Source organism: Stenotrophomonas sp. 704A1 (genome assembly GCF_030549525.1).
Taxonomy (GTDB): domain Bacteria; phylum Pseudomonadota; class Gammaproteobacteria; order Xanthomonadales; family Xanthomonadaceae; genus Stenotrophomonas; species Stenotrophomonas tuberculopleuritidis.
This window is the reverse complement of record NZ_CP130831.1, coordinates 2882784-2894359: the sequence shown is the minus strand read 5'-3', so window position 1 is coordinate 2894359 and position 11576 is coordinate 2882784. Positions and strand designations below refer to the sequence as shown.

At 62.3% G+C, this 11576-nt stretch carries 11 protein-coding genes and 1 tRNA gene; 7 read left to right on the top strand and 5 right to left on the bottom strand.

The features are described 5' to 3' along the window. Positions 1–28 precede the first annotated feature (28 nt). Both Q5Z10_RS13555 and Q5Z10_RS13550 read right to left on the bottom strand, forming a co-directional pair. Positions 29–379 (bottom strand): SH3 domain-containing protein, encoded by a 351-nt coding sequence (locus tag Q5Z10_RS13555; protein WP_303635942.1) that lies wholly within the window; start codon positions 377–379, stop codon positions 29–31. Between the two features lie 208 nt (positions 380–587). Next, positions 588–1175: an FMN-dependent NADH-azoreductase gene (locus Q5Z10_RS13550; RefSeq protein WP_303635941.1), complete on the bottom strand. Its 588-nt coding sequence runs from the start codon at positions 1173–1175 to the stop codon at positions 588–590. A 127-nt stretch (positions 1176–1302) separates the two neighbouring features. On the opposite strand from Q5Z10_RS13550, the gene Q5Z10_RS13545 reads away from it, so the two are divergent. Beyond that, complete coding sequence (locus Q5Z10_RS13545) at positions 1303–2295, top strand: LysR family transcriptional regulator (RefSeq protein ID WP_303635940.1); 993 nt, start codon at positions 1303–1305, stop codon at positions 2293–2295. Between the two features lie 72 nt (positions 2296–2367). Here Q5Z10_RS13545 and Q5Z10_RS13540 read toward each other — a convergent pair whose 3' ends face one another. Further along, a complete protein-coding gene (locus Q5Z10_RS13540) occupies positions 2368–3714 on the bottom strand; it encodes a DUF7256 domain-containing protein (protein WP_303635939.1) in 1347 nt (448 codons plus the stop codon). A 152-nt stretch (positions 3715–3866) separates the two neighbouring features. Between Q5Z10_RS13540 and Q5Z10_RS13535 the strand changes: the two genes are divergently transcribed. The 3 genes from Q5Z10_RS13535 (at position 3867) to Q5Z10_RS13525 (ending at position 5383) form a co-directional block, all read left to right on the top strand. After that, positions 3867–3956: transfer RNA gene (locus tag Q5Z10_RS13535), tRNA-Ser, on the top strand. Positions 3957–4124: 168 nt separating this feature from the next. Continuing rightward, the gene (locus Q5Z10_RS13530; protein ID WP_303635938.1) at positions 4125–4589 is read left to right on the top strand and encodes a Pycsar system effector family protein; all 465 of its coding nucleotides are present in this window, start codon (positions 4125–4127) and stop codon (positions 4587–4589) included. After that, positions 4589–5383 carry an adenylate/guanylate cyclase domain-containing protein gene (locus Q5Z10_RS13525; protein WP_303635937.1) on the top strand — a complete coding sequence of 265 codons (795 nt, stop codon included), beginning with the start codon at positions 4589–4591 and terminating at the stop codon, positions 5381–5383. Before Q5Z10_RS13530 ends, Q5Z10_RS13525 begins: the two co-directional genes overlap by 1 nt. Before the next feature lie 72 nt (positions 5384–5455). Here the strand turns inward: Q5Z10_RS13525 and Q5Z10_RS13520 are convergent, their stop codons facing one another. Together Q5Z10_RS13520 and acuI are read right to left on the bottom strand one after the other, a co-directional pair. Next, complete coding sequence (locus tag Q5Z10_RS13520) at positions 5456–8209, bottom strand: UvrD-helicase domain-containing protein (protein ID WP_303639188.1); 2754 nt, start codon at positions 8207–8209, stop codon at positions 5456–5458. A 149-nt stretch (positions 8210–8358) separates the two neighbouring features. Then, the gene (gene acuI / locus Q5Z10_RS13515) at positions 8359–9348 is read right to left on the bottom strand and encodes an acrylyl-CoA reductase (NADPH) (RefSeq protein ID WP_303635936.1); all 990 of its coding nucleotides are present in this window, start codon (positions 9346–9348) and stop codon (positions 8359–8361) included. Positions 9349–9450: 102 nt separating this feature from the next. Here acuI and Q5Z10_RS13510 point away from each other — a divergent pair, with 102 nt between their 5' ends. From Q5Z10_RS13510 to Q5Z10_RS13500, 3 genes are all read left to right on the top strand, one after another. Continuing rightward, on the top strand, positions 9451–9804 hold the full coding sequence (locus Q5Z10_RS13510; protein ID WP_303635935.1) for a winged helix-turn-helix transcriptional regulator: 354 nt from the start codon (positions 9451–9453) through the stop codon (positions 9802–9804). 409 nt (positions 9805–10213) lie between these two features. Next, positions 10214–10621, top strand: a complete 408-nt coding sequence (locus Q5Z10_RS13505) for a hypothetical protein (RefSeq protein WP_303635934.1) — start codon at positions 10214–10216, stop codon at positions 10619–10621. A 75-nt stretch (positions 10622–10696) separates the two neighbouring features. Further along, entirely contained in the window at positions 10697–11560 is an 864-nt protein-coding gene (locus Q5Z10_RS13500; RefSeq protein ID WP_303635933.1) for a Smlt3025 familytype IV secretion system inhibitor, read from the top strand. Positions 11561–11576 lie beyond the last annotated feature (16 nt).

Here is an 11576-nt window from a genome sequence, read left to right as displayed (position 1 = left end):
CCGCGCCCTGCGTGGATGACCGCCGCACTCACTCCGCGACGCGCAGCTTCTCCAGCGGCACCCATCCGGGTTCGCCTGTCTCCGGTACGCACCACGCCCAGCCATTGAGCGTGCGCTGCCCCTGCAGCACCTGCCCGGGATCCACCTCCAGCTCGCGCGCGCAGTAGTCCTCCGTGGCAAAGGCGCCACCCTGCGCATCGCGGCCGATCACCGGCGCCGGCACGTACCCGGGTTGCTGTCCTGCGGCCTCGCACAGGAACCAGTCGTCCCAGCCTTCCGGGCCTTCATAGCGCTCGCCTACCACCAGCGCCTGGCCACGACGCAGGGTGATCGGGTGCGGAAACTCGCTGCGGTGTGCAGCCATGACGATGTAGACCATGGCCCACTGTACCGCTTGTGCCGGGCATGGCCCGGCGCTACCCGCTCAGCCCGGTAGCGCGGGACCATGCCCGGCGACCACCCATCCGCACGCAAAAAAACGGCCCCGCAAAGCGGGGCCGTCAGGGGTGGGCCGGGATGGGGGAGGGGATCCCGGCCCGCGTTCAGCGCCCAGACGAGGAGAGAGGGGCGCCGAACGCTGGAACGCGTTACGCGGCGACCGCTTCGGCGCCCTCGTGAGACGGCAGCGCCGCCAGTGCGCCGGCAATGGCGTCTTCGCGGTGCTGCGGCGAGTAGGCAATGCCCTCGGCGCGCACGAACTCGATGTCGTTGATGCCCCAGAAGGCGAACGTCTGGCGCAGGAACGGCTCCTGGAAGTCCGCCGGCGAATCGGTGTAGATGCCGCCGCGGCTGCTGACCACGATCACCCGCTTGCCGCCGGCCAGGCCCACCGGGCCATTCTCGGTGTACTTGAAAGTGCGGCCGGCAACGGCCACGCGGTCGATCCAGGCCTTCAGGGTGGAGGGAATGCTGAAGTTGTACATCGGCGCGCCGATCACCACGATGTCCGCAGCGAGGAACTGCTCGAGCACCTGTTCAGCATCGGCGGCTTCGGCCGCATCGGCCTTGGCCAGCGAGCTGCTGCGCAGATGCGGTACCGGATTGGCGTCAAGATCGCGATAATCGACCTGCAGACCTTCGATCTGCTGCTTGAACCGGGCCACCACGGCGGCGGTCAGGTGACGGGAGACGGAATTCTCGCCAAGCACGCTGGCGTCGAGATGCAGAAGCTTCATGGCAGTCACCTATGGTCTGGGAGGAAGGGGCGGGTAGCCCCCGCCGACGGAGAGAACGATAGGTTGTTGCAACAACGGGATAAAGGTGGTTGAATGCCACGTATTGTTCTAAATGTGGAACTCGGGCATGCATGACCTGAATGATCTGTACTACTTCGCGATGGTGGTCGACCACGGTGGCTTTGCCGCCGCCGAACGCGCACTGGGCATTCCCAAGTCGCGCCTGAGCCGCCGCATCAGCCAGTTGGAAACCGACCTGGGCGTACGCCTGCTGCAGCGCTCCACGCGCCGCTTCGCGGTCACCGACGTCGGCACCAGCGTGCATCGCCACGCCCAGACCATGCTGGCCGAGGCCCAGGCCGCGCGTGAGGTGGTGGACCGCCTCAGCGCCGAGCCGCGCGGCGTGGTGCGCGCCAGCGTGCCGGTATCGCTGGCGCAGATGCAGCTGCCCAAGCTGCTTCCCAAGTTCCTGGAGCAGTACCCGAAGGTGCGGTTGCAGCTGAACATCAGCAACCGCCGCGTGGACATCATCAACGAAGGCTACGACGTCGCCCTGCGCGTGCGTTCGCGCCTGGATGACGATGGCAGCCTGGTGATGCGCAGCTTCGGCCAGGTGCAGGAACTGCTGGTGGCCAGCCCGAAGTACCTGGACCGCGCCGGGCGCCCGAAGGACCCGGAAGAGCTGGCCAACCACGTCACCCTGAGCATCAGCGAAGACGAAGCGCGCCAGCGCTGGGAACTGCACGGACCGGAAGGCGCGGTGCGCCGGGTGGACCTGCAGCCGCGCGTGGCCGGGTTCGATTTCCCGCTGCTGCAGAGCATGGTGAAGGACGGGTTCGGCATCACCATGCTGCCGGAAACCGTGTGCGCCGATGCAGTGCGCAATGGCGAGCTGGAAGTGGTGCTGCCGGACTGGTCGCTGCCGCAGGGCGTGTGCCACGCCGTGTTCGCCTCGCGCCGCGGCCTGCTGCCGGCAGTGCGGGTGTTCATCGACTTCCTGGCCGAACACCTGCCGCCGCAGCTGGAGGCCTCGCGCCTGGATTGCGGCGGTGCCTGTGAAAAGGCCAAGGAGCGGATCAAGGCCAGTGCGCTGGGTGCGTTGGCGGTGGACGCGGGCTGAGGGATAGCTCACCGCTGACATGACGAAGAGCCCCGGCGATAATCCGGGGCTTTTTTGCTCAACGCGAAAGGGTCATCCGCATGCCCAGTCGATCTTCATCTGCTGCAGATCCAACTGTGCGTTGCCGCCACCGAAATTGAACCCGCCAAAACCCTCCTCGAATTCGAGGTAGTAGGGGCCGAACTCAGGGTAGCCCTGCTGGGGCTGCATCGTTCCGCCGAGGTGGGCGATGGAATCCCAGCGGCTGAGGTTCAGTGCCTCTCCACGCTCGCTGAATGCCTCGATGTAGCCGCTGATGGCGCACTCGCTCTCCCATTCCCGCGGCGATCTGCCTACGTTGGGATCGTCAGCGCGGATGCCTGCGCTGATCGGCAACGCCACGGTATCGCCGGATGTGCTTCCAATCCCCGCGCCAGGGATGACGGGGTCTTCGTTCCGGGTGTAAAGCCAGCGGTCGTAGAAGTAGCTCGCGTAGTCTTTCTCGATCCAAGTTGGCGGGTCATCCAGCAGGGCTGAATTCGGCCTGGGCGGAAAAGTCAGCTCGCCATCAAACTCCTGCTGAGTAAGCCAGATTGCGCAGAACTGCGTGCCAAGGATGTCTTCCATGCTGTGGCTGTGCGCATGCCTGGCCTGGCGATGCTGCCAGAAGGGAAGCAGATCGCTGTCCTCCGGCGGCGTCATGGAGAGAGGGCCGGAGAAGTAGTCCGCGATCTTTTCCACAGAAGAGAGCTCCTCCTGCTGATCGTCGACGAACAGGGAGAGGGCAACCAGGTCACTTGCGTTGGTTCGGTACTCCGAAGGCAGGTGCAGCGTAAAGGCGTGCCGCAGCGGATGCCCGTTGCTGGAACTCAAAGGCCACCGTTCAGCGCTGATGCCAGGGGGAAGGCCCAGCGTCCAGCCTCCGTCCCATTCGCTGCCCCGTCCTGCTTTGGGCAGCACACGCTGGGGGCCAAGCGCGATGTCAAAGGCCTTGGTCAACGTCGGATCGAAGATGGGCGATGCAGGCTCACAGTAGGTGGCGTTCGGGTTCTCCAGACGAATGTTCTTTACCGTGTTGTTCCGCGTGTTCACGTTCGCGGCCACCTGCAATCCGTCATTCGTGATGAAGCCGTAGGTCGCCCATCCCTCGCATGCGTCCTCGGCCGCTTCCGGCAGTACGGCGAGACGAGGGTTGTTGGCGAGAGCGTCGCTGATGGCCATGCCCGTACGCAGGCCCTCGACCAGCGCCGTCTTGGGCATTGAGCAAGCGAAAATGACGTATCCAACGGCTCGATGGCTGTCCAGTCGAACGGAAACGTCTTTGCTCAGGCAAGTCAGATGACCTTGTTCATCCGGCTCCTTCCATCGGGTGCCCAGAAGCTCGGCGAGGGCGCTTGAAGGCATGCCTGGGCGTATGTCCAGGAGGCTGGCGTTGTCCATATGGGTTGGGACCAGAGAGAATGGGTCACTCTAGCCAGCCGGGGCGTGGGAAGGCTATGGGAATAGTTGCAGATGGCGGGGTGCAGGGGGGTCTTGGGCAAATCGCCCGGTCGTGCGAGAATGCGGGCCCGGCCAGCAGGCTGGGCCGATACGGAGAGATGGCCGAGCGGTTTAAGGCACCGGTCTTGAAAACCGGCGAAGGGTTAAACCTTCCGTGGGTTCGAATCCCACTCTCTCCGCCAGATGTTGAATTAGTTCATTGGTATCAATGCTTTTCATTTCCTGGCGCCTAAAGCTGGCTTCGTTACTGGAATGCGCTCATTCATGATTTGTGGGCAATTGCGACAGGGTGACGAAGCGTAGAGTTTTTGTGTGATCGGGTTTCGACCAAATGATGGCAGAGGCTGCGCATGAGTAAGCAAGTGGATAGCGGCCTTGGAAAAGGCATCAACGACTATTTGAATCACTATGTGCTTGTAGCAGATGGTAAGGCGGCAGCTCTTGCTGCTGGGTCACTGGTGCTTGTGGGTTTGGCTCTGGGCTCTGAAGCAAAGGAAGTTGAGCCAATTTTTCGGCTTCTAGGTACCGTTCTGGCAAGCCTATCCGCCGTTCTGGCTGGAAGTGTTCTATTCCCAAGAACGCCACATTCGGGCAATGGACATATCTTCTGGGCTGACATCAGATCATTCGACTCCGCGGAGGCTTACTGGAAGTCGCTTCGTGAGCTTGACGATGAAGCTGTTGGTCGTGAGTACGCTAGACAAAATTATTTTGTTAGCCAAGTGTTGTTGAGGAAGAATGCGATGGTAAGAAGGACCATCATCGTACTTAGTCTTGCGTGTATTTCGCTGTCCATTGCATTCGGAGTTCGGTAATGGTTGCACGCCTTAATCGTGTGATTGCATTCAACTATCGCACCGAGATTCAGAACAAGGTCCCGCAACTCCTTCGTCGCTTGGATGCTGTTGCCGAAGGAAGGGTAGCTCCTGCTATCGACGATATCATCATTGGTTCGGGGCGTAAGGTTTCAGCTTGTGCGCTATTCTTCGATATTCGAGGCTTTACCCAGCTCACATCGTCCGATGATGCGATAACGTTGAAGCGGACGCTTTTTCTCTTGAATTGCGTCATTCCTGCTGTAATGAGGGTGCTTTATCGCTACGGCGCGTATGTAGAGAAGAATACCGGCGATGGTTTAATGGCGGTTCTTGGTGTTGATACGGACGCGCAAGTAACTTCAAGAAATGCGCTGGATGCTTGTGCTGAAATTTTTTACGTCCTGCACTACTTGGTGAATCCAGTGCTCATCGCACAGGGGGTTCCGCCCGTCGATGCTCGCATCGGTATCGATATGGGGCCAATGCTTCTGGCGAGGATTGGGCTGCCAACCGGCAGTTCGGCTCACGAGCGTAGTTCTCTGACCGCAGTCGGGCCCGCTGCAAATCGAGCATGCAAGCTTCAAGGGCTGGCTGGTACTAATGAAATTTGGTGCGGAGACTCCATTCAACGATCAGCACCAATGGATAAGCTCAACTTGTTCGCCGATGTGACTCCTGCGGATTGGAATTGGCAGTACACCGGCACCGCCGCGCAGTATCGGTGTTGGCAATACGATGGAGTAGTCGACGATCCGTTCGCGACGCTATTGGGTGGAGCATTGCGTAGGTGATCGCGTTTGCGGTAGATGGCATGTCTTTCAATCTGGTCCATTGCCATGCTTCGATGCTTGTCTGAATTTTCCCTAATGGCGATTTATGCTTTTGGGCTTGTTATGGCACAACGGGTAACTGGAGCACGAGCGGAACGCCCCATGCGGCCCATTCCGCTCCACAAACACCCCCACCTTGCACACCGGGCAGCGCTCCTCGCTGATCGCCGCACCTGAAATCCCGGTCACCTCCACAACCCCTTCCTCCATCAGCTCATCCAGGAAGGGCGAGTGCTTGCCCTGCAGGGTGAACATCGCCACGCCGCGGCGCGCACGCGTCAGCGCCACATAGAACAACCGCCGCTCTTCGCTCAGCGGGTAGGTATCTCCATCCGGCATCGCCAGTGACAGCACCGGATCATCCGCGCGCAGGCTCGGGAATCCACGATTCACCATCCCCGGCAGGATCACGTAGTCCGCCTCGCGCCCCTTTGAGCGATGGGCGGTCAGGAACTCAACTTCCATCGTGCTGCCAAACAACGTCTTCCAGTCCGCAGGCAGCGCACTGCGATCCGCTCGATAGCGGCCCAGCACGAACACGCGAACGCGCCCATCGCGCCCCTGCGGCACCGCCCCGGACAGCAACTGCTGATGCAGCTTGGCCAGGTACTGGCGCACACCGTCCTGTACTTCCTCACACCGGGTCATCTGGAACGCCTCAAGCACCGGCCCGATCGATGGCGTCGAAGAACGCACCGTCTTGGCAATCTGCGCAGGATTTCGGCTGATGAAGCGGCTGGAGATGTCGCACAGTTCCTGCGGGCAGCGGAAGGTTTGCTCCAGCTTCAGTACCTGGGCGTGGCCCATCCATTCGCGGAATCCGGTCATCACCGAAACATCCGCACCGGCGAAGCGATTGATCGACTGCCAGTCATCGCCCACCGCAAACAGGTGGCGGCCCGGCTGGCTGACCAGCGCACGGCAGAGGCGGGCGCGGGCGCGTGAGGCATCCTGGAATTCGTCGGCCATAACCAGCTCGTAGGGCGATTGGTAATGCCCTTGTTCCAGGATACCGGCGGCCATGTTGAGCATGTCCTCGAAGTCGATGCCACGCTGGTCCGCCAGCGCGTTGTCCCAGGCTTGGAAGACAGGCGCTGCGATTTCTAGGAACCGCCGATGCCGCTCCTTGAACTGGTCCTCGGGCATCTGCTGCAGGCGCGCGGCCAGATCGTCCAGCGTCAGGCAGTTGCTCTTGGCGTGGGCAATGAAGGTCCGCATCAGGCCGATCAGGTCGGCATCCGGCATTGGCTTTGCGCCCTCGCTGGGCAGCTCACGGTCGGGGTTTGGATCGAGCTCCACATCGGAGTCGCCGAGTTTCTCCGCAAGATGTTCCAGTGCATGCCCGCTGCGAAGGCCAAACGAGGTCGTCTCCACCAGTGCGGTGCCGCGCGCCACGTGCTGCTGGCGCTTCCAGTGCATGCCTTCAGCGTAATTGTCGAAGTGCTTCGGCGGCTGGCCATTGGCATCCAGCGCAAAGTGCTCGTGATACAGCGCAGCGTCCGGGTAATAGAAGTCCGGTCGATACTGGCGATGGGTATCGGTGGCGGTATCAAATTCGTAACGGCGCTCGTAGTCGTAGGCCACACCGTTGTAGAACAGCCAATCGGCAATGACGCACTCTTCCAGGCTCTTGACCCGCTCGCCCTGCAGGGTGCGGATGTAGGGCGTGCCATCGCGATCGTAGCCATCGGCCATCATCTCGGCACCGAACGGCGGAAGATCACGCCCGAACACCAGCCGGAACATGTCCCACTGCGTGCGGAAGTGGATCGAGCGATCCTTCAGGTCGTCCACCAGCTCGGCCAGCTTGTTGAAGCCCAGCGTGGCGTCGATGGCCCATTCGGGAATGTCGGGCTTGCGGCCGGTGGCCTTGCCGATGATGGTCAGGCCCAGCGCATGGAACGTCCGCGCCTCGACCACGGTGTCGCTCATGCCAAGCCGGTCGAAGGAGCGCTGTGCGCGTTCTTCCAGCTCCTTGGCCGCATCCTTGTTGAAGGCGAGCATGACGATCCGCTCGGGTTCGACAAAGCCGCGCTCAATGGCATAGGCGGCCTTGGCGACCATTGTCGAGGTCTTGCCCGAACCGGCCGAGGCGACAACCTGCACGCGGTTGTCAAAGCAGATGACGGCGCGGGCCTGTTCCTCGGTCAGCGGTTTGCTTTCGACCCGGTCCAGGAAGTCCTTGGCCAGCACCAGCTCCCGCGTCGCCATGGTCGAATTCGCATCGCCCCATACGGCGGCCCAATCCAGCTGCCAGTCGTGCAGCGCATCCAACGCGGCCCGGTGGCTGTGCGAATGCAGATCGTCGTGCAGGTCCTCATCGAGGAACAGCCGGCCCAGCTCGGTCGGCGACAAGGGCAGTGCAGGGCGCTCGGCGAGCAGCGTCTGCTGCTGTTCGTGGGTGATCCAGCGGCGGCCGGCGCTGCCCCGATCAGTGAGGGCGTCGGCCTCGGCCAACCACGACTGGATCTGCTCCAGGATGTCCGCAAAGAGCGCCTTGCGCCCGCGTGTGGTGCGCGCAAAGAGCACCTGCTGGACCGTAGCCGCGAGGCGGGAAGCCTGGCCGTTGGGCAAGCCGTCCACGGATAGCGTCTCGCCGTCCCCGCTCTGCAGCGCAACCCTGGCCCAGAACAGGCCCGGAAGAACCCGCACACGCTGGTCATCATCGATGTGCTGTCGGTACTGCCGGCCCTCGATCAGTAGCTCGACCTGCTCGCCATCCAGCCGCAGGCACCAGTCCGGCGAGCGGGTCACACGCTGGCCCCAGCCCGAGGGGCGCCATTCCATAGACATCCAGATACTGCCTTGCGTACGTCACTGGGCGTAAAGCGCCCTTACAGCCCCATGATAAGGGGGCTTGGTGCCGTGCGCGGCGTTTCCGGTCTGGAGGGCCAGCTGCCAGCGATGGCGTTGCACCACCGCTGGCCCAATTGCCGTCAGGCATTCACATCCACCACGATCCGCCCGCGCACCTTGCCGGGGATGATCTGCTCGTACACATTCAGCACCTCGGCAAGGCCGATCTGCTGCACGGTACTTTCCAGCTTCTGCGGGTCCAGGTCGGTCGCCAGGCGATCCCACGCACGCTGGCGAACCTCCTGCGGTGCATTCACTGAATCCACGCCGGCCAGGGTCACGTTGCGCAGGATGAAGGGAATGACCGACCCGTGCAGCACATCGCTCTGCGCCAGCCCGCATGCCGCCACGGCGCCACGGTATTTGGTTTCGGCAATCGCATTGACCAGGGTCGGGCCACCGGCCACGTCCACCACGCCTGCCCAGCGTTCCTTGCTGACCGGCCGCTCGCGCGGTTCGGAGAACTGCGCGCGATCGATGATCTCCGCCGCGCCCAGGCTGTGCAGGTACTCGGCGTGTTCCGGACGGCCGGTTGCAGCCACCACGCGGTAGCCCAGCTTGGACAGGATGGCCACGGCGATCGAGCCCACGCCACCGTTGGCACCGGTTACCAGCACATCGCCCTTGTCCGGGGTCACGCCCGCATCTTCCAGTGCCAGCACGCAAAGCATGGCGGTATAGCCGGCGGTGCCGATGGCCATGGCATCGCGGGTGGTCAGGTTGCCGGGGATCCTGTTCAGCCACTCGCCACGCACGCGCGCACGCTGGGCCAGGCCGCCGTGGTGGCCCATGCTCAGGTCCCAGCCATTGAGCACCACCCGATCACCGGTCTTGAATTCGGCATTGCTGGATTCCAGCACCACGCCGGCCAGATCGATACCGGGAATGAGTGGATACGTGCGCATGACCGGGCGCTCGTTGGTCAGCGCCAGCGCGTCCTTGTAATTGAGCGTTGAATATTCGACCTGCACCAGGACGTCGCCCTCCATCAGGTTGGCTTCATCGAAATCGACCAGTTCAGTGGCAACACCGGTGTCGGTCTTGCGGGTCAGCAGTGCCTTGAAACTCATGGTGGGGCCTCGCGTTCAGGGGATGGCTCCATGCTAGGCTCGCACCGTTATCGCAACAAGAACGACGATTTTTCGTAGGTACTATGGTTTTCCGGAGTAGGTATGCGTAGCAGGCGTTGGGACAACAAGAGCGGCTGCGCCGTGGAAGTCACGCTGTCGGTAATGGGCGGTGTGTGGAAGCCGATTATTCTGTTTCACCTGATGACCGGTAAGCGGCGTTTCATGGAACTGACCCGGCGCGTGCCGAATGCCACCCAGTCCATGCTGACCAGCCAGCTGCGCGAGCTTGAAGCCGACGGGGTGGTGATCCGCCATGTTTACCCCGAAGTGCCGCCGAAGGTGGAGTACGAGCTTTCCGAGTTCGGCCGGACGCTGGTGCCGGTGCTGCTGGCCATGCGCGAGTGGGGTGAGACCTACCGCGGGTATCAGCAGACGGATGCGGGCGCTGACGCGTGAGTGATGTCGCGTTCAGCTTGGCGATTCGGGCCGAATCACCCGTGTGGCTCGACAGTTCCGGTCGACGTATTACCTGATCCTGCATGCATTTCGACACGCTGTGACGCTACCGCCACGACTACGCGCAGAACCGGAATTTCCCTACTTTTCAGCGTTGAAGAAGTGCGGCAATCATCGCCTCGCCAAGGTACCTGCCCTGGCCGGGATTGGCGTCCCGAACTTACATGATGCGCGGCGTCTCGGTTGCAGCCAGCGCTGCGGCCGCGACAATGCACCGCCTGCCAGCTTATGGCGGACGGTGCGTGGGGATCTCGCGATCCGCCGGCTTCTTGCATCATGTATCCGGCACGCCAACCCGCACCGTCCGCCACCTTGCATCTGCAGGTGGCCACACCGTGAGGTTGCCGCCATGTCAGACCGTCTTCCCGACTATCCCCGGCTGCACGCGCTGTTCGGCAGTGCCGTGCGCGATCTTCCCAATGCCTTGGCCGAAAGGCTCGAGGATGCCCTCTGCGAATCCGCCGAATCCGCTGCGTCATCCGCTTTCCTGGCCCTGCTGAAAAGCTTCGGCAAAAGCACGCGGGCCGATGGCCAGCCCTGGACCGAAACCCGCCTCAGCCCGGGCCGTGCTTTCGATATGGCCCTGGCGACCCGTAGTGCGTCGGGCATTACCGCACTGACGGCCGTGCTGCACGCCGCACACATCGCGCGGGAGAGCGACGATCCGGACAGCTGCCCGTCCTCGGCGGTGATCGACGGGCTGTTCAATGCCTGCCAGGTGCTGTCGTTGCAGGTGGAACGCTGTCTGGTGCCGTGAAGGCTGGGACGCCGTTCCTGTCCCATTGACACCCGGTTCCCTATAGTGGCCCCGGAACCCTGCTATGGATTGGCCATGCACGTGATGTCCCCCGGCCGGTGCCTGGCACTGGCACTTGCTGTCGCAGTAAGTGCCGGTGCCTGTGCACGGCCGCCGTCCAACGAACACGAAAGGAATCCTGCCATGACGGGCGCAACCCAGACCGGCCGTACCCTCAATGGGCATACCTACACCGACGTGCCAGTGGACGTGAAACTCGGTCCGACGACGTTCCGGTTTCCCGCCAATTATCTGGACAGCCAGATCGCGCCCTGGCCGGGCGAGGGCGTTACCCTGGTGATTGAATGGCCGGATATGAAGCCGACGGCGCCAGGTGCGCGGGCCGATCCACGCACAAACGATTTTCGAAAGGAGATCAAAGTCCTCATTGACTACGTCGACCGTGTGCCCATCGAAACAGCGTTGGCACGGTACTCGGGCGACGAGGCCCGTACGGACGGCGATTCGTTGGAGCACGGTGATCCTGCTGCCAGGCTTGATCTGCGTATCGCGCAGCCTGAAACCTTGGGCTTGATTCCGTACGCCATCGATGAAGAGAAGATGGCCGTGTATTCAGAGCAATACCAGGCCCGCTATGGCAGGCCGGCACCGCGGAACCCGGCTTACGAAGGTGACTGGTACGTGGTCCGTGATGCACAGGCTCGCCTGACCACCTTCATCAAGTGCGACAGCAGGAAGCACAGTGAGGATGGCCTGCGTGTGCAAGGGACTGAGGTAACGGACATGCCTGGATCTACTGTGGCAGGTTGTACGCACTACTTCGTGGATGACGAGAGCAAGCTCTCGATCATGCTCAGCTATAACAGGGTGTTTCTGCAGGATTGGAAACGCATGGAGAGTGCTGTGAGGCGTGTCCTTGCGGAAAGCAAGGTGAAGTAATTCGTTGCCTACAGGG

Excerpts from the sequence above, each read along its gene's own strand:
- Q5Z10_RS13545 (WP_303635940.1), top strand. The coding sequence starts at position 1,303 with ATGCATGACCTGAATGATCTGTACTACTTCGCGATGGTGGTCGACCAC.
- Q5Z10_RS13510 (WP_303635935.1), top strand. The coding sequence starts at position 9,451 with ATGCGTAGCAGGCGTTGGGACAACAAGAGCGGCTGCGCCGTGGAAGTC.
- Q5Z10_RS13525 (WP_303635937.1), top strand. The coding sequence starts at position 4,589 with ATGGTTGCACGCCTTAATCGTGTGATTGCATTCAACTATCGCACCGAG.
- Q5Z10_RS13520 (WP_303639188.1), bottom strand. The coding sequence starts at position 8,209 with ATGGAATGGCGCCCCTCGGGCTGGGGCCAGCGTGTGACCCGCTCGCCG.
- acuI (WP_303635936.1), bottom strand. The coding sequence starts at position 9,348 with ATGAGTTTCAAGGCACTGCTGACCCGCAAGACCGACACCGGTGTTGCC.
- Q5Z10_RS13500 (WP_303635933.1), top strand. The coding sequence starts at position 10,697 with ATGCACGTGATGTCCCCCGGCCGGTGCCTGGCACTGGCACTTGCTGTC.
- Q5Z10_RS13555 (WP_303635942.1), bottom strand. The coding sequence starts at position 379 with ATGGTCTACATCGTCATGGCTGCACACCGCAGCGAGTTTCCGCACCCG.
- Q5Z10_RS13540 (WP_303635939.1), bottom strand. The coding sequence starts at position 3,714 with ATGGACAACGCCAGCCTCCTGGACATACGCCCAGGCATGCCTTCAAGC.
- Q5Z10_RS13550 (WP_303635941.1), bottom strand. The coding sequence starts at position 1,175 with ATGAAGCTTCTGCATCTCGACGCCAGCGTGCTTGGCGAGAATTCCGTC.
- Q5Z10_RS13530 (WP_303635938.1), top strand. The coding sequence starts at position 4,125 with ATGAGTAAGCAAGTGGATAGCGGCCTTGGAAAAGGCATCAACGACTAT.
- Q5Z10_RS13505 (WP_303635934.1), top strand. The coding sequence starts at position 10,214 with ATGTCAGACCGTCTTCCCGACTATCCCCGGCTGCACGCGCTGTTCGGC.